24 protein-coding genes are annotated in these 24,056 nt (G+C 46.5%); 19 read left to right on the forward strand and 5 right to left on the reverse strand.

Going from position 1 to position 24,056, the window contains the following annotated elements; translation table 11 throughout:
• Window positions 1-32 precede the first annotated feature (32 nt).
• Both ybaK and BP97_RS0121200 read left to right on the forward strand, forming a co-directional pair.
• A complete protein-coding gene (gene ybaK, locus BP97_RS0121195; RefSeq protein ID WP_028550899.1) occupies window positions 33-506 on the forward strand; it encodes a Cys-tRNA(Pro) deacylase in 474 nt (157 codons plus the stop codon).
• Between the two features lie 200 nt (window positions 507-706).
• Window positions 707-1,267 carry a pyridoxamine 5'-phosphate oxidase family protein gene (locus tag BP97_RS0121200; protein WP_028550900.1) on the forward strand — a complete coding sequence of 187 codons (561 nt, stop codon included), beginning with the start codon at window positions 707-709 and terminating at the stop codon, window positions 1,265-1,267.
• A gap of 244 nt (window positions 1,268-1,511) precedes the next feature.
• On the opposite strand, the gene sda is transcribed toward BP97_RS0121200, so the two are convergent.
• The 3 genes from sda to BP97_RS0121215 form a co-directional block, all read right to left on the reverse strand.
• Window positions 1,512-1,694: a sporulation histidine kinase inhibitor Sda gene (gene sda, locus BP97_RS41755; protein ID WP_036746286.1), complete on the reverse strand. Its 183-nt coding sequence runs from the start codon at window positions 1,692-1,694 to the stop codon at window positions 1,512-1,514.
• Entirely contained in the window at window positions 1,664-1,957 is a 294-nt protein-coding gene (locus BP97_RS0121210; protein ID WP_156043273.1) for a hypothetical protein, read from the reverse strand. The genes sda and BP97_RS0121210 overlap by 31 nt, the downstream gene beginning before the upstream one ends.
• A gap of 207 nt (window positions 1,958-2,164) precedes the next feature.
• On the reverse strand, window positions 2,165-2,377 hold the full coding sequence (locus BP97_RS0121215; protein WP_028550902.1) for a hypothetical protein: 213 nt from the start codon (window positions 2,375-2,377) through the stop codon (window positions 2,165-2,167).
• An 84-nt stretch (window positions 2,378-2,461) separates the two neighbouring features.
• Here BP97_RS0121215 and BP97_RS0121220 point away from each other — a divergent pair, with 84 nt between their 5' ends.
• From BP97_RS0121220 to BP97_RS0121245, 6 genes are all read left to right on the forward strand, one after another.
• A complete protein-coding gene (locus BP97_RS0121220) occupies window positions 2,462-4,786 on the forward strand; it encodes an ATP-binding protein (RefSeq protein WP_036746288.1) in 2,325 nt (774 codons plus the stop codon).
• Complete coding sequence (locus BP97_RS0121225) at window positions 4,783-5,433, forward strand: response regulator transcription factor (RefSeq protein ID WP_028550904.1); 651 nt, start codon at window positions 4,783-4,785, stop codon at window positions 5,431-5,433. The genes BP97_RS0121220 and BP97_RS0121225 overlap by 4 nt, the downstream gene beginning before the upstream one ends.
• 1 nt (window position 5,434) lies before the next feature.
• Window positions 5,435-6,400 carry a polyprenyl synthetase family protein gene (locus BP97_RS0121230; RefSeq protein ID WP_028550905.1) on the forward strand — a complete coding sequence of 322 codons (966 nt, stop codon included), beginning with the start codon at window positions 5,435-5,437 and terminating at the stop codon, window positions 6,398-6,400.
• A 169-nt stretch (window positions 6,401-6,569) separates the two neighbouring features.
• On the forward strand, window positions 6,570-7,310 hold the full coding sequence (locus BP97_RS0121235) for a glycerophosphodiester phosphodiesterase (RefSeq protein ID WP_028550906.1): 741 nt from the start codon (window positions 6,570-6,572) through the stop codon (window positions 7,308-7,310).
• A 72-nt stretch (window positions 7,311-7,382) separates the two neighbouring features.
• Window positions 7,383-7,727: a DUF1904 family protein gene (locus tag BP97_RS0121240; protein WP_028550907.1), complete on the forward strand. Its 345-nt coding sequence runs from the start codon at window positions 7,383-7,385 to the stop codon at window positions 7,725-7,727.
• Between the two features lie 214 nt (window positions 7,728-7,941).
• A complete protein-coding gene (locus BP97_RS0121245) occupies window positions 7,942-10,161 on the forward strand; it encodes an RCC1 domain-containing protein (RefSeq protein WP_028550908.1) in 2,220 nt (739 codons plus the stop codon).
• A gap of 63 nt (window positions 10,162-10,224) precedes the next feature.
• Here the strand turns inward: BP97_RS0121245 and BP97_RS0121250 are convergent, their stop codons facing one another.
• Entirely contained in the window at window positions 10,225-11,382 is a 1,158-nt protein-coding gene (locus BP97_RS0121250) for a hypothetical protein (protein WP_028550909.1), read from the reverse strand.
• 380 nt (window positions 11,383-11,762) lie between these two features.
• On the opposite strand from BP97_RS0121250, the gene BP97_RS0121255 reads away from it, so the two are divergent.
• The 3 genes from BP97_RS0121255 to BP97_RS0121265 all read left to right on the forward strand — a co-directional run bounded on the left by BP97_RS0121255 (window position 11,763) and on the right by BP97_RS0121265 (window position 12,963).
• Window positions 11,763-12,236 carry an MEKHLA domain-containing protein gene (locus tag BP97_RS0121255; protein WP_028550910.1) on the forward strand — a complete coding sequence of 158 codons (474 nt, stop codon included), beginning with the start codon at window positions 11,763-11,765 and terminating at the stop codon, window positions 12,234-12,236.
• A 121-nt stretch (window positions 12,237-12,357) separates the two neighbouring features.
• Window positions 12,358-12,501, forward strand: a complete 144-nt coding sequence (locus tag BP97_RS40285) for a hypothetical protein (protein ID WP_156043274.1) — start codon at window positions 12,358-12,360, stop codon at window positions 12,499-12,501.
• Window positions 12,502-12,570: 69 nt separating this feature from the next.
• Window positions 12,571-12,963, forward strand: coding sequence for a hypothetical protein (locus tag BP97_RS0121265; protein ID WP_028550911.1), 393 nt, complete (start codon window positions 12,571-12,573; stop codon window positions 12,961-12,963).
• Between the two features lie 111 nt (window positions 12,964-13,074).
• On the opposite strand, the gene BP97_RS0121270 is transcribed toward BP97_RS0121265, so the two are convergent.
• A complete protein-coding gene (locus tag BP97_RS0121270) occupies window positions 13,075-13,311 on the reverse strand; it encodes a hypothetical protein (protein WP_028550912.1) in 237 nt (78 codons plus the stop codon).
• Window positions 13,312-13,433: 122 nt separating this feature from the next.
• On the opposite strand from BP97_RS0121270, the gene BP97_RS0121275 reads away from it, so the two are divergent.
• From BP97_RS0121275 to BP97_RS0121310, 8 genes are all read left to right on the forward strand, one after another.
• Window positions 13,434-15,077 (forward strand): response regulator transcription factor, encoded by a 1,644-nt coding sequence (locus tag BP97_RS0121275; RefSeq protein ID WP_028550913.1) that lies wholly within the window; start codon window positions 13,434-13,436, stop codon window positions 15,075-15,077.
• 18 nt (window positions 15,078-15,095) lie between these two features.
• Window positions 15,096-16,880 carry a sensor histidine kinase gene (locus BP97_RS0121280; protein ID WP_028550914.1) on the forward strand — a complete coding sequence of 595 codons (1,785 nt, stop codon included), beginning with the start codon at window positions 15,096-15,098 and terminating at the stop codon, window positions 16,878-16,880.
• Window positions 16,877-17,854 (forward strand): substrate-binding domain-containing protein, encoded by a 978-nt coding sequence (locus BP97_RS0121285; protein WP_231506356.1) that lies wholly within the window; start codon window positions 16,877-16,879, stop codon window positions 17,852-17,854. Before BP97_RS0121280 ends, BP97_RS0121285 begins: the two co-directional genes overlap by 4 nt.
• A gap of 196 nt (window positions 17,855-18,050) precedes the next feature.
• Entirely contained in the window at window positions 18,051-19,112 is a 1,062-nt protein-coding gene (locus tag BP97_RS0121290; protein ID WP_028550916.1) for a galactose ABC transporter substrate-binding protein, read from the forward strand.
• 131 nt (window positions 19,113-19,243) lie between these two features.
• A complete protein-coding gene (locus BP97_RS0121295) occupies window positions 19,244-20,761 on the forward strand; it encodes a sugar ABC transporter ATP-binding protein (protein WP_028550917.1) in 1,518 nt (505 codons plus the stop codon).
• A 90-nt stretch (window positions 20,762-20,851) separates the two neighbouring features.
• Window positions 20,852-21,862 (forward strand): galactose/methyl galactoside ABC transporter permease MglC, encoded by a 1,011-nt coding sequence (mglC, locus tag BP97_RS0121300; RefSeq protein WP_028550918.1) that lies wholly within the window; start codon window positions 20,852-20,854, stop codon window positions 21,860-21,862.
• 172 nt (window positions 21,863-22,034) lie between these two features.
• On the forward strand, window positions 22,035-22,979 hold the full coding sequence (locus BP97_RS0121305) for a TRM11 family SAM-dependent methyltransferase (RefSeq protein WP_028550919.1): 945 nt from the start codon (window positions 22,035-22,037) through the stop codon (window positions 22,977-22,979).
• Window positions 22,980-23,194: 215 nt separating this feature from the next.
• Window positions 23,195-23,971, forward strand: coding sequence for a tryptophan-rich sensory protein (locus tag BP97_RS0121310; protein ID WP_028550920.1), 777 nt, complete (start codon window positions 23,195-23,197; stop codon window positions 23,969-23,971).
• Window positions 23,972-24,056: the final 85 nt, after the last annotated feature.

Here is a 24,056-nt window from a genome sequence, read left to right on the forward strand (position 1 = left end):
TATTTTATTGTTGAAATACGGTGGATCGTACGATGGCTGCCAAAACGAATGCGAGCCGGATACTGGACAAGCTGGGCGTATCCTACACGCTGCATGAATATGAATGGGAAGAAGACGATCTGGCCGTCTCCACGGTCGCTCAAAAGGTAGGGCTGCCGGTAGAGCAACTGTACAAAACCCTCGTTCTGCGAGGGGATAAAACAGGTGTCATTATGGCATGCATCCCCGGAGACAAGGAGCTGGATTTGAAAGCATTGGCCTCCGCAAGCGGCAACAAAAAAGCGGAGATGGTGCCGGTAAAAGAAATAATGACGTTGACAGGATATATTCGAGGCGGGGTGTCGCCTCTAGGTGTTAAAAAGAAGTACCCTCTCTATATGGATAGCTCTGTGATAGAGAGAGATCCTGTAAGCATCAGCGCAGGTCGCCGCGGACTGCAAATTTTTGTCAAAGGAACTGATTTGGCAAATGCCTGCGAAGGCATCTTATCGGAAATTACTCAATAAGAAAATGTACGTTCATTAGCAAAATATAGGGACTGCTGAGTAGGCTCAGCGGTCTTTTTGAACATTCGATCGATATGGAGCTTATAGTCCGTTCCTATAACGCAAATCGATATTATCTATTTTACAAAATATGGTGCAGAGGGTCATAATACATTATAAAGTAATGACTCCGTTCAATTTTTTGAAAAGAGGCGATTGATTTGGGAATCTTGTATTCATCCATGCTTCCTGAGCACGAGGAATTTATAAGAAAACAGCATATTTTCTTTGTTGGATCAGCACCGTTAAGCGATGAAGGCCACGTCAATATTTCTCCAAAAGGGCATGATGTGCTCCGTATTCTATCGCCGACAGAGGTGGCCTATCTGGATTTGACGGGTAGTGGCAATGAAACGAGTGCCCATCTGCTGGATAACGGCAGAATTACTTTCATGTTCATTGCATTCCAAGGACCCCCGATGATCCTGCGTCTTTATGGCAAGGGACGTACCATTTTACCTGATATGCCGGAATGGGATGCGATGGCAATCCGCTTTAATCTGATGCCGGGTACTCGTCAAATTATTCATGCGCACCTACATGCTGTGAAAACCTCCTGCGGCTTTAGTGTACCGTTTTTTGAATATACGGGGGAACGTGAAACGCTGAAGAAGTGGGCCGATCATAAAGGAGAACAAGAGCTGGTTGCTTACCGCCAACAGAAAAATGCTACCAGCATGGACGGGATCATTACCCCGCTTGGTCACACCTTTATGAAATAAGTGATTGAAGCCACGCTGTATGAAGCACTTTCACTCTATAGCGTGGTTCCGGTTCACCCCCTAACTATATTGTTATCCTCGCAGGGAATTGAGTCTCGCTTAGCTCCTTCAATGGTTTACCCCAGGCTTTATACTTATCCTGAACAAAAGCTATTCCTGATTATGCTGGTTGTGCCTAAGGGCTTATAAATTGAAAAACGATGGAGGGATCGTAAAAAAGGGGATAGGACGGGGTAATCCGTCCTTAACTTCGGACGATGGACTGATGCTGCGTAATACAGGGCATGTCCGATGATTCTATTGTAATCGGTAAGTCCCTGCTTTCAATTTCTGCGCGCAGCAGCTGAAGAAATTCTTCATCTAGTTGCAGTTGAACAGCTTCCAGGTAACAAAAAACTAGCTCCTTGTCTCTAAGCGTTGGGTACATTGCAATGCTTCTCCTTTAATATCATAGGCCTGCAAATGAATTTCTCTGGAAATGGACTCTGCAATATGTTTAAATCTGTGGGCTCTACGCACAATCTCCTGGGACATCTCTTGAAGGAATTGCTCGTTCGTCAGGGAGTCCAGGATGGACTGGATCTGCTCCTTGTTGTTGAACAACACGGTCTGAATGGCGAGGGTTAAATATTCCTCGTCGTTGAAAGCTGCATTAGGTACGGCTGGTTGACCCTTAAAAAAATTATTCATGAATTCCCCACAATTACCATTATTATACTTTTGATTATAGTATAATAAGGTCATCAGATCAGCGCAAAATGTTTGCATGAGTGTACATTCTTTTTTGCACTTTCGTCAAAAAGTGAGGCGAAAAAATGAAAAGAGACTGCATATTCGGAGGTATCCATAATATACAATCTCTTTACGATTTGGTAAAATAATGAAAAATAATGCAATTTACAGCCAAGAATCATAGACTCTAATTTTGCTTATGTAATCACTAGCTGATTTGTTAAATAACTTCATGACAGCTTGTCCTTCTGCAGCGGACAGGGATTTAGCTTCAAACCATTTTGTATCCTTGAACAGGTTCAAAACGTCTTGAGCATCCATCTGTTTCAACGAGCGTACGACTTGATGCAATCCAGGTGAGTAAGTTACTGCTTGCATGCTGATCACCTCGCTTCCGACAATTATTTACAATTAATACATGCCTATTATATCACAAAATATTACAAATCAAGGGGAATTTTGGTGAAAAGTACATTTTTTTTTCGACTGGGCATTGTTCTGTTTCTTGCCATTTCATTATGGCTCGCCGGTGTGACCTTTCATTATCCGTATCTAGGGATTCTTCTTAAGCAGAGCGCAGATGGGGATTGGATCGTTCGTAAACTGGAAACAGATAGCGCCAGTCTGAAAATGAACATACGGGTCGGAGATGTCGTGACTCATGTCGATGGAGAGCCTATAGATGAGCATTCGACGGTTCAAAAGTGGAGATCCGTGGAGCAAGCGACGACGTTGGAGCTGAATCGGAACGGGGAAACCTTGAATTTAAAGGTCAATATGGCTGATGCCACAGCCAGCACGGACATTTTTCCTATACTAGGTGAACTCCTCTGTATTTCCTTCGCTGCCTTGCTTTATTGGAAAACAGGACATTCCCGTTCGGCACGGTTCCTGTCGCTAGTGTTTCTAAATATCGGCTTCATATTTGCTAGTTTGGGTGCTTCGCAAAGAGGTGACACGCTGGGAAAAGTGTCGATGAGTACTTTGATGATGCTGCTGCCTGTCGTTTTTCTGCATTTTTTGATCGTGTTTTTAAAAGAAAAAGGAGAGATTCAGTTTCCTATCCGATTTTTGCGGTATTTGTATATTGCCGTCGGATTGTTGTTTTTACCCGTCTTGACCTTCATTACGCCTCAAGCGTTTTATTTCTATCAATATAGCATTCAGTTGGTTATCTCTTTCTTTTTGTTCGGTATACTGCTTAATTTCTTCTTCCTTACTTATGTGTTTATAAAATTTCACAAACAGGACTCCTACTTATCTACGATAATTAAAACGGTATGGTGGGCACTGGCCGTTTCCTTCTTTCCATTTGCCTTCTTATCGTTTGTTCCTCAGCTTTTATTTGGTAATGATGGTATCAGCTCGTTATACACCTCATGGTTCGTACTTTTCTTTCCGATAGCTTTCGCTTACTTGATTATGTCCAAACAATTGTATGATATCGATTTGGTTCTGCGCCGGTTCGTATTTACGACAGTCATCTCCATCCTTCCTGCCTGTGTAATTGTTTTGTTGATTGCCGTTATATTCCAACAAGCGGCAACGGTACACCATTTGCTGCTTAGCTTTATTTTTATTTTGATGCTGCTTTCCTTCGTGATATATTCTCTCGAATACTTCGCAACGAAGCTGGAAGCGGTGATGTTTCCAAGAAAGTATCATTTGCAAAATGCATTAAAGAAAATTGCCGTCAATCTGCAATCCATCTCCAGCTTCCGGGAGCTAAAGGATATTATTCTAGTAGATATCGTAAACTCGCTGGAAGTGTTCGGAGCGGCTATTGTATTCAAATATAAAGATAGGTTGGAAACCGTGCTGGAAGGGGACATTGAGCTTGCAGAGGTGGAGTGGCTGACTTCGACAGAATCTATGGAGCATCCGTCCTTACGGTGCTTCGAGATCAATCGGCATGAGGAGTACACAAGCTATCTGATTATCGCAAGAAAACGTACGAATACGTTTCTCGGGATGGAAGAGATTCAATGGTTGAATTTAATCATATCGTATCTCGCCGTCAGTTTGGAAAATATGCATTTGATCGGCAAGCTGCACATGAGACTTCAGCGTTTGGCTGCGCAAATTCCGAATGAGCATGCTTCGCAGGATTTTATTTGGTTCCGCAAATTAATGTTCGAGCTTCAAGAGGCTGAGCGCAAGCGTATTGCAACCGATTTGCATGATACGACCTTACAGGATTTATTTTTTCTCAAGAAAAGGTTTAGTTCGATTTTGGACAAGCTGGATTTTCCAAAAGAAGATATGGAGCGGATGAAAAACATCATTGATTACGTAGAAATTATTAATACGAACCTGCGCCAAAGCTGCTTTGAGCTTCATCCGCACCTGCTGTATGAAATTGGATTAATTCGAACGATTCAGAAAGTCATCGAGAATGAGAGCTCGCTGTGTCCGTTTCAGTTGGAATTTAACGCTAGAGGAGCAGCGCGGGTCGAATCGTGGGATATGGACACCAAGCGGCATTTCTTCCGCATCATTCAAGAACTGCTGAACAATGCCAAGAAGCATTCGCAGGCGACTAAAGTCAGTATAACGATGACCCAAGAGAGCGACCACATTTTGTTAATCTACGAAGATGACGGAATCGGCTTTAATGTATACCAAACAAGTGAAGCCGAGATAGAGATTGGAGCATCCGGTACGGGGATGGAGCAAATGAAAAGCCGTGTACTGTACATGGATGGTCAGCTGGATTTTCGGTCAGGCAGAGGAAAAGGTCTTCAAATTTGGATTTCTGTACCGATAAAGGAGGTGCTGACCGCATGAACGGCTCGATGAAAGTACTTGTTGTTGACGATCATCCGGTAATGGCGAAGGCAACCAAAGGGATTCTAGAGCAAATATCCGGAATTGAAGTCGTCGGAACGGTGGGCAGCGGAGAGGCATGCCTCGATTTTGTAGAAACGCATCGTCCTGAAATCGTGTTTCTCGATTACCATCTACCTGATCAGTTCGGCAGCAGCGTAGCCAAGGAGATCAAGAATCGTTATCCAGACACGCATGTCGTTATTTTTACAGGAATCGATGTAGCGGATATGTATAACCATTTATTGGATATTGGGGTTAGCGGTATCATTTCCAAAGAATCCAGTGAAAGCGTCGTACAGCATATGGTTCGATGTGTCATGGATAATTGCACGGTTTTGCCTCTCTCTTTGTACCACAATATGAGGCTTATGACGGGTCTGCCGGCACAGGAGTTTGTGTTGACGGAGGATGAGGTGCAAATTATGTCCATGCTGGTGAAAGGGGCCACGCACGAGCAGATTGCCAATGAGATCTATGTGAGTAAACGATCGGTCGACAATTATTTGAAAAAAATTTATGGCAAGCTCGGAGTCAAATCCAAGGTGCAGGCACTTGAGCAGTTTGTACAGAGCAACTATTATCTCGAATCGAACAGGGGGGAATAGCTTGAACCAGCAAGTATTGGACGAGATGTACAGAATAGTCGATCGCTGCATCCATACTGACGATTTGAACGGACTGATGAAATCTTTCATAGCAGCCAGAGCCGAAGGGGGCAGCGTATGGGCAGAGCTTGCAGAATGCAGCCATCGAATGCTTGGAGGACAGTCGCCTCACATCACGAAAGCTGCCGCATTGGCTGAGCTCATCATGCTGACGCTTGATATCGTGGACGATTTACAGGACCGGGACAAAGAACATAAGGTATGGATGAAGTGTCCGGAGACGTTCACCTTGAATGCTGTGCTTGGGTTTCTCATGGTATTTATGGGGGAGATTGGACAGCTTCAGCTGCATGCAGGTCAAACAGCCCCGTTGTTAACTACCGAGGTCAGCCAATTGATCGTATCTGCGGTTAACGGCCAGCAGAAGGATATAAACCCTTTGGTGAACATTAAGGACGAATCGGATTATTTCAACATGGTACAGCTCAAATCAGGCTCGCTTATTCGGCTGGCGTGTTATATGGGGTATTCGTTGGTAGAATCTCAAGGGGAAGAGATTAGTGGACGAATTGACGAGCTTGCCTATTCCTTGGGAGTGATCGCCCAAATTGAGAATGATGTGAACAACTTGGAGCAGTTCAAGGGGGGGAACGATTTGCTGCAGAGGAAACGGACACTGCCTATTTTGTATATGCTGTCGCAAGGAAGGGATAGCTTCCCTGAGCTGATACAATTCTATGAAGGGGAGCAAACCGCAGAAGCTTTTATGCAGGAGAGCAGTCGGGATTGCCTTGAAGCTATTGCCGATTCAGGCTGTCTGGAATATGCGAGAATCATTCAATCTCTTTACTACGATAAGGCTGAGGAGCTATTCGAGTCGATTCCAGGCCAATCCCCTTGGAGGGAACGTTTCAGGCAAGCTACGCTAGGCCGCTTCGGTACTAGAGCGTTAGGAAATAACGGTTGACATTTTATAACGTTAGAAGTAGTATAGTGACGACAAGTTGATAATTGTGTAGGAGACATGGAGAGATACACATGGATTGCTTAATGAGTGGCTTAAGCAGTTTATGTGTTTTTTTGCGTTCTCGTACGCCAATTCTTACGTCTAAGAAGACGGGAAAGGAATCAAACTTATGCAAAACGAGAAACCGATTATTATTGCTCATCGCGGGGCGAAGGGTATGGCACCCGAAAATACGCTGGGCGCTTTCCAGTTAGGAGTGGAACAGGGCTGCGAAGCTATCGAGCTCGATGTCCATTTGTCTGCAGATGGAGAGATCATTGTATGTCACGATGAAACGCTAGACCGGACGACTAACGGCCAGGGTAAAATTATTGAGAAGACATTGGCCGAGATCCAAACATTGGATGCCGGTTCCTGGCATTCCGAAGCGTATCGGGGGGAGAAGGTTCCTACGTTAGGCGAAGTGTTCGATCTTGTTCCCGACTCGATAATGATTAATGTGGAGGTCAAGAACACCTACGAAGGAAGAATGGATCGGAAGCTGGTTGAGTTTCTTAGAGAGCGCAACCTGTTCGATCAAGTTGTCGTTTCTTCCTTTGACCACAAATGCTTGTGTGAAATTAAGCGCCTGGAGCCTAGAGTCAAGATTGGTCTATTGTATCAGCTGAGACTAGCTAATCCTGTAGCTTATGCGAAAACAATGGGTGTCGAGGTGTATTCCCTTCATCCTTATCATCGCATATTGGATGCGGAAGATGTGGAGCAGGCTAACCAAGCGGGCATTCAGGTTTATCCTTATACTGCTAATGCCGAGAAGGATCTGCAAGCTCTCATTGACTTGGGCGTATCTGGGATCATTACTGACTTTCCCGGTAGATTGAAGGAGATTCGTTCACAGGTTCGCGCTTAGTTTTATGGCATGCAGCCATTTGCGAAATGACCTCATAAGCGGTACACTACAACTAAAACAAGGAGTTCTAGTATGCCGCAGCTTATCGTTAGAGGAATTACAGCCGAGCAAATGTGTAAAATCAGTGCCTCTTTGGTAGAGGAACTGGCCACAATATGTGAATGTGGAACCGATAACTTCGTTATTGATTGCCTTCATACGACATCTGTTTTTAACGGGAGTTTAGTCGATACGTATCCTTTTATCGAAGTCACCTGGTTCGAGCGGGGGCTTCAGACCAGGGACCGCTTTGCTAAAGCGGTTGCTGATCATGTCAAGGCTATTGGCATTCCGGAAGTGGAAATTGCTTTTACGACTTACCGGGAAGACAGCTATTACTTGAATGGAGAACGATGCTTCGATAAAGCAGAGGAATGAATGGTTATTCATTGAACCAACAGCAGAATTACAAATAATAGATTGAATGCTGATTAATAAAGACTGCATGACAGGGTGCCGACGCACGAGCGTTCGGTGCCTTGTTGTATTTTCAGGAACAATAAAATTCGCGCGGATTCCAATGCAATGCGCAACATTTGAGGTAGTCCTTACGTATGAGTGATTATCCAGTAATTACCATGAGGTGATTTCTATGTATCGCAAAGCTTTGGGGTTTATTGCGCGCTATAAATATACAGCGGCTCTTATTGCGCTTGCAGGGAGCTTCATTATTGCCTTCGTAATTATAATGAGGATGAATAACACCGCACAGCCGCTGGAGGCTTCAAGTACCGTGCCTCCGGTTACACCTGATCATTCTTCCTCGCCAGCGACTCCAGCAACTGAACCAGGCCGTGATGCTGGAGAGCAGCTCGAACCTTTGTCTGTTTCAGTTAAGCAGCCTTTTCAGTATGCGGTTTGTCCTCCCGAGATGAACTGGATTCCACAGACAGAAATAGCTTCGGGCTTTACTCCTGTGGAACAACCGGCCCGACAGCGGTTGGGAGCGATTAAGCAAGTTTCGGTAGGCCATGTGTTCGATGGGGCCGGGTATGGAAGTGAATACGGGACTTCTTATGCATTGAGGGAAGATGGGACAGTATATCGGTGGGGCGTATTTGAATGGGGCCGTCAAGCTAGGCCGAGTGCTTTCCCGCAGAAAGTGAGCGGCTTGCCCGGCACTGTAATCCAGTTGGATGGCCGCTTCGCTTTACTAGAGGGCGGGGATATCTATGACCTAAATGCTGAGAGCGGAAAGGGCAAAATAGCTGGGCTGCCTAAGGCAACCGCCTTGGCGCAGGCGGAGGATTCCTCCGTCTATGTTCTAGGTCAAGACGGTCGCTTACAGCTATTGTCTATGTCGGGGCCAGACAGCCACCCTTCGATTACGGAGGTAACCGGTTGGGATGAAATAAGCTCCATAAAAGCGAGTCCATTTATTACATTGGCATTGGATAAAGAAGGAAGGCTCAGACTGGCGCAAGGTCCCTTTGCTAACGCTGGAAACAAAACGTCTGTACCGCTTGATTTGCCCGACGGAGCAAAAGCACTGCGAATCGAAACGACCATGTCGAGCGAGACCCCTGCGTTTGTATTATCGGATAAAGGAGACTGGTTCCAAATAAATGACCAAGGACAGCTCAAGGCCGTTCCTGTGCCCAAACACATTGTTCAAATAACTGCCTCGCAGCATGCATCGGTGGCGTTAAAAGATGACGGAACAGTGTGGGCTTGGGGAAACAGCTCGAATTTGATGGGTTCTGGCAGTCAGCGTATCGAGCCCGATCATCCCCGGCAGCTTGAGGGACTTACCGGAATCAAGGCTATTGCTACCGGCACGGATCATTTACTTGCCCTTACAAACGATGGACATATTCTAACCGTGGGCTCCAATATGTATGGTCAGCTTGGACAGCAGCCGATCTATGCAGCAGATCCGCAGCTTTTTGGCACATGGGCAGGAATAGATGCCTTATTTCCATTCGAGAATCGATTAATGACGGTTACCCATGGCGACTTATGGGCGCTCTCCTATGATGGCTCTGCCAAGCCGATCGTGCTAGGTCACAATATTACGAAAGCGATCGCAGCATTAGGCCACTTCGCGGCATTGACGGCTGACGGGCGGCTACTTGTAGCTGATCCGGAGGAGACTAAGCCATGCAGGGTGCTGCAGGCGAGCGTCCCCATAGTTGATGCTGCATCGGCTGCCAACGGGCTTTTATTAGCAATATCAGATGGGCGGGTATTTCTTATAGAGGGAAATATGGCTGAGCTTGAGCAAGCTAAGGAGCTTAGCTTTCACCCGAAGCCTGTAGGTAAAGTAACCCAAGTCTTTGGTGAGCTGGTTCCGTTCGCTCTCACGGATAAAGGGGAGCTGTATTACAACCAGAGAACCGAGAACGGCTCGATAATCATGGAAAAGATCAATCTGCCTGCAGCAGTCAAGCAGTGGTCTCCTATACACTCTGATTTCTCGGATGGTGTCGGCTTTATCGGTAAAGTGCTGGATATGAACAATCAAGTGCATGATCTGGCTCTGAAGCTTAATTACAGTGCTAGCTCGAACGGACGGACGGCTTCTGTCACGATAAGTCCTACAGGACGGCAAGCCATAAGCCTAGCCGGGGGCGCGGAGATAGACAAGAATGGCCGAATTTATGAGCTGGGCAGCAATATGCCTATAGATACTCAGCTGCCGTCCGGTAGCCGTCTTCAAGCATCCGGTTCCTTGTATCATTATTTCATCGAAGGCAGAGCTTACTTCTATCATTTCTTTGTTGCAGAGAATGGAGTCATGTACTGGCTTGGTGACCGGCCGCATACAGGTGCGCAGAGAACACCAGGATTCGTGGTGTTAACGGATGGATAATATGCGCTGAGACAACACAAGAGGACAGCCAACAGGCTGTCCTCTTCATAGCAATGCAGTATCTTAAATTTTCATTGTATCCACATAATTCGGGCTTCCGCTGAGGAGCCAGTTGCGATGGCGGATAGCCGTTTCATCCTGCTCCGGTTCGCCATACGGCCACGTTTCTCCTGAGCTTTCAACATATTCCTTGATGAGCATCAAGAGGGCCGCGCTCCATTGCCGCGTTCCTTTAATTCCGGGTACGAGTGGGTAGTACTTGTCATAGGCTGCACGAATTAATGCGTGAGCGACTTCTTGAAGGACGCTTGGCACATCCGCTTTCTCCAGCTTGGCGGCCAGCAACTCAGGTACCTCCAACTCGTCATTCGATGCGTGGCTTTCGTATTCGAACTCGGTAATGACTTCTTGCTCCTTAGCCATCCATAGTTTCATCCGATCGAGTGCAGGCTTGAACGCCGCAGGCACAGAGACGGTTAATTCAGGCTCCGGATTGTCCAGATTGATGACGAACGATTCGTCAAATTTATTTATTTTTGCATTGCCGCGGACCCCTAACCAGCGGAGTGCGAGCAGGGCATGAGTTCTGACTTTGCCGTCTATTTCTTCATTGCGGCATACTCTGCGGAGCAATTTCTCGCTTCGCGGATCAGGCAGCATACAGAGCAGCCTTACACCTGTCAGTACAGCTTCAGGATCTTCCAGCCATTTTTTAATATGTTCATAGATCGCATCAATAGATTCTTCAAGCAGCCAATCGAGCTCAATACGGCGCGCAGCATATTCTCCAAGGCTCAACAGTCCTTGTTCTTGAAGCGTCTCAAGCCCATGGCGGCTGACCAGCTCTTCATGCGCGTTTTTCAAATCTTCGCCCATTTGGGTGAACAGCTCTTTATCTGAAGCGCTGACCCCTTTCATTTGAGAGATCAACACAATCCATTCGCTCAGTGCACCTGGATTTTGCTGCCATAGCATCATAGAGAACGTTATTAAATCGCGATCGAACTCAAGAATTTCGTGATGCAGCGCATAACGCGCCAGCATAGTTTGTGCGTCATGTTCTTTTCGCATGAGGCTCAGAGCCAGAATCAGACCGTTCCATGCATTACTGTTAGCCCGATCCTCCAGAATGGCACGGTAAAAACAAAACGCGGCGGCGCCGTATGATTCCGCTTGCAAGTAATGACGGCCCAATCCGCCGATATTTTCTTGTTGACTCATTTCTTCTACCCCCATGACAAAATTGGCTATAGTAGAAGTATACCTTATATGGCGAATTGTTTGAAATTATTTTTACAACGCCATGATGGGTTTATGCTTGGCTTTAACGAGATGAGCTTGAATAACCGCAATACCCACAATCTTTCACGCTCCTTAGTATAAAATGCAGCAGCAGGTCTTGCATAAGATCACAATTTATACAATGCTTATAATCAGTAGTCCATACTACAGTCACGAGCAAAGGAGGGAGCATTCGTAAAAAGGTAACCCAATTATTAAACGAGTTGACAGCAGCAGGGATTGTAAGAAAATCGGGGCTCTGTAAACCATTACAAATTCAGCCGGAACGATTGAAGTCGGCTTTTGGAGGATTAATACATATGAATAACGTTCAAAGACCAACCCGCGGTATCGGAGCGGGGGATGACCATGCGGCGCTTATTCTTCACAGCTACCGTCAATTAATGGGTGCAGATTTAATCGAAACGAACGATAAAGTCAGCTTGGCAGAGCAGCTGTTTGATTCGGCCACCGTCATTTTATCACACGGTACGGAAGCGGACCCGGTACTGAATTTCGGCAACCGCGCAGCGTTAACGCTGTGGGAGATGGATTGGGATACGTTTACCCGGACACCTTCGAGATATACGGCGGAAGCGATGGAACGCTCGGAACGAGATCGATTTTTGAAGGCGGTTGCGGAGCAGGGCTATGTGGACAACTATACAGGCATCCGCATTTCGAGCACAGGACGAAGATTTTACATTAAAGAAGCGATTGTGTGGAATTTGCGGGATGCATCGGGCCGTTATGCTGGACAAGCCGCGGCATTTCAACATTACGAGAATTGCTAAATGATGAGCTTCGTGTGAACGAGTTCATTAAATTTGCTTGCTAATCCAGGCGCCTGCGGAAGCCTTTCTTGTTGTTTGTCCATAAGATATAGGGACGAATAGGGTGAAAGGGTGCGTGATCATGAATAACACGTTCAAGCAGGGCTTGAAATTTATGATGGAGAACAAGAAGATACAGAAGATGTTCAAGGAGCTTGAGAAGGCGCAAAAAGAAGTCGATGCCGTCGTGAAAAACGCTGAAAAAATCAAGAAAAAAATGAAATAATAGAGCAGGCATAAATCATTTCCTCCCTTTATAAGATAAAGTATCCGATGAAGGAGAGGGGAATTGAGCGTGGGAGCAAAGCTCATTAAGATCGCTTCAATTTATTTTGTAGTGGGGATTTGTTTGGGGATGTTCATGTCCATTTCTCACAAATTTGATTTTGCTTCGGTGCATGCTCACATTAATTTGCTCGGCTGGGTGTCACTTGCTTTGTCCGGTTTTGTGTATCATGTGTTTCCTAAAAGCGCGGAATCGGTTCTCGGCAAAATACACTTTTGGCTTCATAACATCGGCCTCCCGATTATGATGATCGGACTCTTTGTGCTTGTGAGTGGCATTGCCAACACAGAACCTGTTATCGCAGTAGGAGGAACCCTAACTTCAATCGGAATTGTTATTTTCATGATTAACGTGTTGAAAAATGTAAGCGCGGCTAAAGATCCTTCCAGTTCGGGCCGCTGATCAGCAAAAGTCATCCAACCAACGGGCTGCGTGAGGAGTGAACTCCTTATCGCACCCGTTTTTGCTGTGAAATCAACTGATTGCTATTCACTCCATATTAACCGAACATCCTCAGAAGAGCTCCCCTGCAAATAGACGTTCCGTATAGGGGGCTTCCTTGGTAGACCATTCGATGGCAAACTCACCGGATGAGCTCAGCAGGCTGTAACGCAGCGTTATATACAGATTACCTTTGTCTACGGTGTAGGAATAGCCGCTGAAGCCTGCGGCACTGTTGCTCGTGGTACCACTTAGCAGCAATCTTCCTTGGTCCATGCCAACCTGCCGAACCATTAAGGATTTATTCACGAAACCCCTTTCCTCGTCCACTTTCAAACAAAATCAAACTCTGATACATTAATATCACCAACTTATTACGGGAATGCAAAATTTTTGAACATGGGCCACTTGGAGGCGAGGGGTAAGGGGATATGTACAAGCTCATATTGGCGGAAGATGAACAAGAAGTAAGGGAAAGTGTCATTCAAGAGATCGACTGGGCTTCCTATGGCTTTGAAGTGGTAGATACGGCAGAGAATGGCAAAGAGGCGATGGAGCAGATTGAGAAATGGATGCCGGATGTTGTCGTAACCGATATACGGATGCCATTCATGGACGGTATGCAGCTCTCGGAATGGATACGCAGCAAATATCCGACGACGAAGATCATCATCCTGACCGGATACGATGAATTCGAATATGCGCAAAAAGCGGTCAAAATGCATATCGACGAATATGTACTCAAGCCCTTTTCCGCGCAGGAGCTTATTCAAGCTCTGGTCAAGATAAAGCAGCTCATTGATGAGGAAATTGCCCGCAAGGAAAATATGCAGACGCTTCAGGAGCATTTTCGTCAAAGCTTGCCTGTGCTTCGTGAAGTTTTCCTGGGCTCGCTTATCCAGCGCAAGCTTCCAAAGGTAGAAATCGAAGAGAAAGCGCTCAATTACAACGTTCGTCTGCAGGGCGATGTCTTTCAGGTCTCCGTCCTCAGTATGGATAATCCGGAGTTGCAAGGCGATGAAGCGAGAGCCTCATCTCAATCTTTGAAGTATTCCAAGGACAGCGAGCTGAAATTGTTTGCTATATTAAATATTTCCGAGGAAATAGTGCATAAGCATCAAGCGGGCATATTGTTTCTGTATAACGGCAATCTTGTGCTGCTGACCACAGCGGAAGAATCGGATCGAGATGTTGTTATGAAACGGACTTTATCTGCGCTTGAGGAAATTCGTCAGAGCATTGAAAAATATTTAAAGTTGTCCGTCACCATTGGAGTAGGAACGATCGTAACGGATATTGCTAATGTGAGCTACTCTTACGGCGATGCGATCCTTGCGCTCGATTACCGACTGCTGCTGGGCAACAACCGGATTATTTGCATTGATGATGTCGAGACGTGCCGAGTGGAAAAGCTGCGGTTTGATGAGCTGAAGGAGCATGCACTTATCCGCTGCATGAAAGTAGGAACGCATCAGGAGCTGAAGGAGCTTGTAGATGAATTGTTTCACGGCATAGCGGATACGCCAATATCGTTTCAGGATTACCAGATCTACTTGCTAGAAATGCTGACGGCGATTTTGAAGGCGGCCAAAGATTCGAATACCGATTTGGACTCGATTCTTGGTAGCGCTTTTAACCCTTTTGCTGATATTCACAAATTCACGAATCCACAGGAAGCGAAACAATGGATTCTGGGCTTGTGTACACGGATCATGACCAGCATTGTCAGTGAGCGGCAATCCTCTTACAAGTCTCTGGTCGATAAAGCGAAGGAGTATACCCTGGCTCATTATCACGATAGCGACATCTCGATTAATAAGGTTTGCGGCCATTTGCACATAAGCGCGGGCTATTTTAGCGGCATTTTCAAAAAAGAAACGAAGATGACGTTCGTCAATTACCTGATGCACATTCGGATGGAAGCAGCTAAAGAACTGTTGCGTACAACTGATTTGAAAACGTTCGAGATTGCAGAAAAAGTGGGCTATGCCGAGCCGAACTACTTCAGCTTTTCTTTCCGGAAGCATGTCGGCGTTTCTCCTAAAGAGTATAAAAACAGCTCCAGAGAGATATAGATTGGAGGCATCCCCTGAATGAGGCCGATTCGGAAGCGTTATCGCGCGTTGGCGGATATGTGGAGAACGAGAAGCATCCAGTTTATTATCACTGCCTCCTTTACGCTAATAACGATAATGGTCATGATCATTGTCAGTGTGCTTGTGTACAACAAATTTGCGCAAACGGCAGAGCAAAATACGTTTCTTAGCAATCAACAGATCGTTGAACAGATCAACTACAACCTCGACGTTTATCTGAAAGGGATGACAGAAGTATTCGAGCTGGTCGACCAGAAAATTCGGGCCAGCAAGACGATTCCGAACGAACAGCTGCTGGAGCAAATGACAACCATTTTCGAAACCCGTGAAGATATCGTATCCATGGCGTTATTCACAGAGTCGGGGGAGCTGATAACCGGCCTACCGGTGGCGGAGATGAGGAAGAATACAAAGTTAACCGAGCAAAGCTGGTTTCTGTCGGCATTAGAAAGCCCGAACCATCTTTCCTTTTCGCTGCCGCACATACAGAACTTGTATAAAGGACAGTACAAGTGGGTCGTTTCCATGAGCAAGGGGATTACCATTACCCGTAACAATGAGACGATCAATGCCGTGCTGCTGGTCGATGTCAATTTTAAAACGATGGATGAATTGTTCCGCAGAGTCAATCTCGGCAAGAAGGGCTACGTCTACATTATCGATGAATCGGCGGGAAATATTATTTATCACCCGCAGCAGCAGCTTATTTTTATTGGCTTGAAATATGAAAATGTGGAGCAAGCGCTAAAATATACATACGGCAGCTATTTGGATGAGTCGAACGGTGAGAAGCGGCTGATCACGATCAAGACAGTTAACAACATCGGCTGGAAGATCATCGGTGTCTCTTATATGGATGAGATTGTTGCAACGAAAAAAGAGATTGGCGCTTTTATTTCTTGGCTGTTGCTCTTTGTCATTTTGTTCGTGCTGCTCATCTCGGCGTTCATGTCAGCCAAGATCTCGCAGCCAATCAAAAGGTTGGACAAATCGATGCGGAAGGTCGAGCAGGGAGACTTCAATATTCATATTCCCATCACTGGTAACGATGAAGTGGGGCGGCTGTCTCGAAGGTTCAATATCATGGTGACGCAAATTCGTCAGTTGATGGATCAGAATATCCGAGAGCAGGAATCCAAGCGCAAGAGCGAGCTTGAGGTGCTGCAGTCGCAGATCAATCCGCATTTCTTGTACAATACGTTGAACTCCGTCGTGCGAATGGCGGGCAGCGGCAAAAGCGAAGACGTGATTACAATGATTACGTCATTGTCAAAGTTTTTTCGCATCAGTCTAAGCCGTGGGAAAACGATTATTACGGTTCAGGAAGAGCTGGAGCATATCCGTAACTACTTAATCATTCAAAAAATTCGCTATAAAAATAAGTTTGATTTTGAAATTACGGCAGACGAGCAGGTGCTGCCTTGTCAGACCCTAAAGCTGCTGCTTCAACCGTTAGTTGAAAATGCCATCTATCACGGAATCGAATATATGGTTGATGAGGGACATATCCAAATCTCGGCTTTGGTTAGGGAGGATAAGCTTCTGTTCGAGGTCCGCGATAATGGATTGGGTATCCCCCCGGACAAGCTGGAGCAATTGTTAAATGGCCAGATTCGATCCGAGGAGGGCTCAGGTGTAGGAGTACGGAATGTGCAGCAAAGAATTAAGCTGACGTTCGGGGATGAGTATGGCTTGCAGGTGGAGAGTGTGCAGGAGGAAGGGACGACCGTACAGGTATGGCTTCCGCTGCTGTGCACAGAAGGGGGAGAGGAGGAGCTGTGATCCGATTGAATTTAATTGCAGGGCTTTCTGTAATGCTTCTCATTGTGCCTCTTCTTAGCTCATGTACACCTAGTGCGGACACTGGAGCACCGGAACAGGCCAAAAATGTAACGCTTATCATGAAAAAAAAGTCGGGGGATTATTGGAATACGGTCAAAATGGGTGCGGAGGCTGCCGCCAAAGAGTTCAGCGTCAATCTGAAGGTGACCGGACCTGATTATGAGGGAGATGTGAACAGTCAAATCGCGCTTATCGATCAGGCTGTTAGGGATGGCATGGATGCATTGGTGCTGGCAGCTAATGACTATAACGTGCTAGGAGATACAGTGGACCGGGTAGCGGCTGCACGAATCCCCGTTATAACCATAGATTCCGAGGTCAATTCGTCCAAGGTTCGCAGCTTCATTGGGATTAATAACTATGATGCCGGCCAGCAGGCGGGCAAGAAGCTGATTGATTTGACTGGAGAGAACGGCCGAATTGCCGTCATAAGCTTTGGACAAGGCGATAGGAATGCTGCTCAGAGGGAGCAGGGCCTGCTAGCAGCCATAGCCTTGCACCCGGGAATCAAGGTGAACAAGACGGAGGATTGCTCCTTGGATGTCAAGCGCTGCAATGAGCTCACTACTCAACTGTTGAGCGAACCGAACTCCATTGATGGGATCGTCGCACTGGATGCTGCCGCATCTGTTCGCGTAGCCGCAGAGACCGACAGGACAGGGCTTGCCGGAAAAGTAAAAGTGGTGACGTTCGATAACACGCCGGAGGATATCGAATTTTTGCAGGAGGGCATCATTCAGGCGACTATTATCCAAAATCCTTTCAGTATGGGCTATCTCGGCGTAAAATACGCGGTGGATGCCATGGACGGCAAAAAAATCCCCGAATTCAAGGATACCGGAACGAAGGTGATCGATCAGGAAAATATGTTCTGGACGGATAATCAGAAGCTGCTGTTTCCTTTTGTAAAGTAGAGGAATTCGACCAACATACCTCGGGTAACACATCATAGAACCGTCCGATCTTTCAAGATTCGGGCGGTTTTTTCTATAGAAACACATGAGAATTTTAATAGAACAGATGAGAATTTTGCATGTGAATTTGACCTAACATAAACGATAATGAGAAAGCAAGAGAGATTAAATATTTAAACAGACGGAGGTCATTGATATGAAAAAGGTTATGTCCACGCTGCTTGCAGCGGCATTACTGACTACAGCGGCCGGCTGCGCAAGCGGTGGCGGAGGGAATACAGCAGCACCGGGCGGGGGAGCCAAGACAGATGTAGGGGGCGCAGCTAAAAAGTCAGTTATCGGCGTTGCCATTTACAAGTTCGACGATACGTTCATGACCGGCGTACGCAATGCGATTTCCGCTGCTGCGGAGGGTAAAGCGCAAGCAGACATCGTGGACAGTCAAAACTCCCAACCTACACAAAACGATAAAGTGGATTTATTTATAACTAAGAAGGTTAATGCCTTAGCGATTAACCCGGTTGACCGGACGGGGGCTGGCGTTATCATCGATAAAGCGAAGGCGGCTAACACTCCAGTCGTATTTTTCAACCGCGAGCCCTTGGCGGACGACATGAAGAAATGGGATAAAGTATACTACGTTGGTGCCAAAGCAGAGCAGTCCGGCACAATGGAAGGTCAATTAATCGTAGATTATTTCAAAGCTCATCCGGAAGCGGATAAAAATAAAGACGGCGTACTGCAGTATGTCATGCTAAAAGGCGAGCCAGGCCATCAAGACGCAGAGCTGCGCACCAAGTTTTCTATTAAAGCTGTTGAAGATGCAGGGATCAAGGTAGAGAAGCTGGCAGAAGATACGGCCATGTGGGACCGTGTTAAAGGGCAGGAAAAAATGGCAGCATTCCTAGCCTCCCAAGGAGATAAAATCGAAGCCGTATTTGCCAACAACGACGATATGGCGCTTGGAGCGATCGAGGCTTTGAAAGCAAAGGGCTACTTTAAAGACAATAAGTTCCTTCCTGTAGTAGGTGTGGACGCAACGGCACCAGCATTGAAAGCGCTTGAGGATGGCACCCTTCTCGGAACGGTGTTGAACGATGCCAAAAACCAAGGTAAAGCTACATTCAATCTGGCTAATGTGCTGGCGCAAGGCCAAACGCCAAACAAAGAAAATTCCGGCTATGAGATTACAGACGGCAAATATGTATGGGTCCCATACAAAAAAATTACGAAAGAAAACATGAATGACGCGAAGTAATGGGTCAGAAAAGCTTTGTTTAAAGCAAAGGTTGTGAGCTTGACTAGCAAGTTATGTGCAGTACAGGGCAAGGGGCAATGGTTGCTTTCGTTGTACCCTTGCTTTCTCTTTTTTTCAAAGGGGGCATTACCATGAGGGAAAATGAATTTTTGCTTGAAATGAACGGTATTTCCAAGGAGTTTCCCGGCGTAAAGGCGCTGGATAATGTAACGCTGAAAGTTCGGCCAGGCACGGTTCATGCCTTAATGGGAGAAAACGGTGCCGGGAAATCGACGCTGATGAAATGCTTATTCGGCATCTATAAGCCCGATGGGGGCGAGATTTACTTGAACGGCAATAAGGTGGAATTGAAAAACTCCAAGGATGCGCTGGATCATGGCGTATCGATGATTCATCAGGAGCTTCACCCTATTCCGCAGCGAAATGTGATGGAGAATATATGGCTCGGGCGTTTTCCTGAGAAAGGTCTGGGGCCTTTAAGATTCGTGGATCATAAAAAGATGTACAAGGATACACAGCAGCTGTTCAAGGATTTGGAGATGGATATTAATCCAAGCGCATTGGCTGGCTCTATGTCAGTATCAAAGCTTCAGTCGCTTGAAATAGCTAAAGCCGTATCATTTCGGTCTAAAGTTATCATTATGGATGAGCCGACCTCTTCTTTGACGGGGAACGAAGTGGAAGCTTTATTCAAAATTATTGATCAGCTGAAAAGCCGTGGCGTAGCCATTATTTACATCTCGCACAAAATGGAGGAGATTCTCCGCATCTCTGATGAGGTTACGATAATGCGGGATGGCAAGCTCATCGGCACGTGGCCGGCAGCGGAGCTTACTACGGATCTGATTATTACGAAAATGGTAGGCAGGGATTTAAGTCAGCGGTTTCCCGAAAGGACGAACGTTCCAGGGGATGTGCTGCTGAAGGTGGAGGGGCTGACTTCACCCGTGGCCAAGTCGTTCAGCAATGTTTCCTTCGAGCTCCGCAAAGGAGAAGTGCTGGGACTAGGCGGTCTTGTCGGTGCGCAGCGAACTGAGCTTATAGAAGCCTTGTTCGGACTTAGAGCCGTGTCATCCGGGACCATCTCACTGCGCGGCAAGCCTGTCAAATTTAAAACGCCGATTGATGCCAAAAAACATAAGATAGCACTTTTGACGGAGGAACGGCGGGTAACCGGGATTTTTCCCGTGCTCTCAATACAGGAGAATACGGCGATTGCCAACCTGGACCGCTATATCAATCCTTTCTTTCTTCTGAATGAAGGAAAGATCAGGAATGAAGTAAGTAAAAGCGTGGAACAGCTTCGTGTGAAAACGCCTTCAATCAAAACCTTGATTAAAAATTTATCCGGCGGTAATCAGCAGAAGGTGCTGCTGGCCCGTTGGCTGCTGACGGAGCCTGATATTTTATTGCTGGATGAACCGACTCGCGGGATTGATGTCGGTGCGAAGTTCGAGATTTATTCCATTATTGCAGACCTTGCCAAGCAGGGCAAAAGCATCATTATGATCTCATCCGAGATGCCTGAGCTGCTCGGTATGTCCGACCGCATCATGGTGATGTGTGAAGGCCGCCTCTCAGGTATTGTCGAGGGCAAGGACGCTACGGAAGAAGAAATTATGCGCTTGGCTACTAAATATATGGTGTAGCCGATAGCGAAGTAAGTTTTGCCAAAGGCAAAATCCAAGATAATGCTTACGAAGTAAGTTTTCTTACGAAAACTTTTAGGAGGATCAACAATGAACACAAAAAAAGTAGGCAACTTTGTAACGCAGAACGCCATCTACATGGTCCTAATCGTTCTCGTTATCGGGATCGCGATCTCGGACCCGAGGTTCCTGTCTATAGATATTTTGCGCGATATTTTGCTGCAAAATTCAACCAGAGCCATCATTGCTCTCGGCATGGCGTTTATCTTGATAACCGGAGGCACCGACCTCTCCGCAGGCCGCGTGGTGGGTTTAACTGCGGTGTTGTCCGCCTCGATGCTGCAAATATCCGATTACCCTCGCCGGTTTTTTCCGGATATGCCGGACTTGCCATTATGGGCTCCGATCCTAATTGGCATTCTCGCTGGTCTTGTTGTCGGGCTGCTTAATGGGTGGATCGTCTCCAGGCTTAGCGTCCCGCCCTTTATCGCTACTTTAGGAACGATGGTTATCGTGTATGGGGCCAACTCGATTTATTTTGACTTAAAGCCGAACGAATCGCAGCCGATTGCAGGACTTCGCAAAGATTTTACGAACATTGGAACCGGCTATTTCGGATCAGGCGGCTCTTATTCCATTCCTTATATCGTCCTTATAGCGATTATTGTTGCTTTAATTGTTTGGGTTGTTTTCAACAAGACTAGGCTCGGCAAAAATATGTACGCAATCGGGGGCAACATACAGGCTGCTACGGTTTCAGGTATCAACGTGAAGAGGAACTTATTATACATTTATGCCTTTGCTGGTGCTCTTTACGGACTAGGAGGAGTGCTGGAAGCTGCTAGAACCGGCGGTGCGACGAACAACTACGGTAACATGTACGAATTGGACGCCATTGCAGCCTGCGTTGTGGGCGGAGTGTCCACAGCCGGTGGAATCGGAACGGTACCGGGAGTACTGGTGGGCGTGCTGATCTTTGGGGTTATCAACTATGGACTCACCTTTATTGGAGTCAGCCCGTATTGGCAGCTAATTATTAAAGGGTTGATCATCGTAGCGGCAGTAGCCTTTGATATCCGCAAATATTTGGCGAAAAAATAAGCAAATGAAGCCGTATAGACGACTTAGTCTATACGGTTTTTTATTCGTAAAGTATTGAACTCGTCTTGAAGGGATCATGGGTGCTCACGCTTATGGAAGCGAAGTATTGGACAAGTGGGGATGGGCGTGAGACAATCAATGTACTTCAAACACGAGGACGGGAATAATAACTATGGATCATCAAGCAGAGAAGCCATCATCATACCTATACACTTACGTTTGTCATGAAGACGAGGTGCCACTATGCTTGCTGGAACTGCGTTCATTATTTGGAGATGACCCGGATCACAACGGATTTTTGGAAAGTGTACGGAGTATCGATGTTAGCCGCAGTCCTTTTATCAAGCAGCGTCTGGAGATTATCATTCAAGGCGGAAGCTTGGATGAGGTTGGCAGGGAGGTCGAATCACTACAATTGAACGGAGAGACCTTTAAGGTCGTCTTCGTTGAAGCATGCGATTCTCTGGACTACGACGCCCGGCGTTCCATCGAAAGACAGATCGGCTCCCATATCCGTGGACAAGCCGAGATGCGCAAGCCTGAGCGTCTGTACGGGATTGCATATACCGGAGAACGCTGGGTGTTCGGACCTTGCACCAAGAATGAAGCCCTATGGCTTCGCCATAACCAAAAGCCGCAAAACTACTCTACGGCATTAAGCACTCGCGTAGCACGTGCTGTTGCCAATATTGCAGTCCCTCACCCTGTAGGGCTACGGGTTATCGACCCGTGCTGCGGGATCGGTACGGTGCTGATTGAGGCGCTGTCCATGGGAGTGGATATTATCGGACGTGATATTAACCCGCTTGCGGTAAGAGGAGCACGGGTGAATTTGACTCATTTCGGACTTCCCGATGTAGTGGCGATAGACGATATTCGAACCACTCCCGGACACTACGATGCAGCCATTATCGATCTTCCTTATAATTTATGCTCCGTCCTCTCTGTGGAGGAACAGCTTGAAATGCTGAAAAGCGCTCGCAGATTGGCGGACCGAGCGGTTATCGTCGCAACGGAAATCATAGATGAAGCAGTAGAGCAAGCGGGATTTGATATTATCGACTGGTGTCAGGTGAAGAAAGGGTCCTTTGTACGGCATATCCTTGTTTGTGTTTAACTATTGGTATAATGTGGCAATTAATTATAAATCAAGCCCCTTACGTGAAGAAGATGTATTTCTTCATCGTAGGGGGTTTTTTACATGGGTGGACTAGCCTTTGGTATGCAACGGAAAGAAGACTCATATATATAGTAACAGGTAGTCCAACAGGAGGAGATTCGATGCCGGTTTCCGGCGGTTAATCTTTTTAAGATAAAAGGAGGGTGTATTCAATGTTTGATGTCTTGCTTCGATGGTACAATGTTGCGGCTCTACTCGCCGTACTGATAGTGAACCGGTTCGCAGAAACTCAGCCTATCAAGGGGCTGACAACAGGTGAAATTTCGGCGATGTTTCCTGTAAAAATAACTCCGGCACCCTATGCGTTTGCAATCTGGGGGGTCATTTATGCGCTGCTGCTCGGGTTTGTAGTCGTTCAATTTTTACCTACTAAGCGGATACAGGATGAAATACGATCGATCGGACCGTGGTTTGGCGTAAGCTGCTTTTTTAACATAAGCTGGATTTTGATATGGCAATGCCTGTACATCACTTCATCATTGTTTTCTATGCTCGGGCTATTTGCGTCCTTGGCAGTGATTTATGTAAGTACCCGGCAGCACGGCTGGTCGTCGGATAACGCTATCCGCTGGTGGGTGCAAGTTCCTTTCAGTATTTATTTAGGCTGGATTTCCGTTGCTGCTATAGTGAACTTCACCGTTGTTTTATACGCTAATGGATGGAACGGCTTCGGGCTCTCCGAAACGTTCTGGACTGTAATGATGATTTTGGTCGCTTCCCTGCTCAGCCTTCTGGTCGGATATCGCTACAAAGATCCTTTTTATATGCTCGTAACCGTATGGGCGCTTGTTGCTATTGGTGTCGCCAATCCGGGCAATATCAATCTGGGATATATGGCATGGGGAGCCGCTGGGTTGCTATTGGCTTATGCGCTGTTATTATTGAATGCCAACGGTTGGGTGCAGCGTAGAAAGATGGTGGAGGGCTGAAGGACAACTCAGTAAGCTCATGCTATAGCTAACCTTTGCTTTAAGGGTTAGCTTATTTTTTTCGAAGGCTGTGTGAGCTGATGAT

Origin of the sequence: Paenibacillus sp. UNC451MF, from assembly GCF_000686845.1 — a bacterium.
GTDB lineage: Bacteria > Bacillota > Bacilli > Paenibacillales > NBRC-103111 > Paenibacillus_S.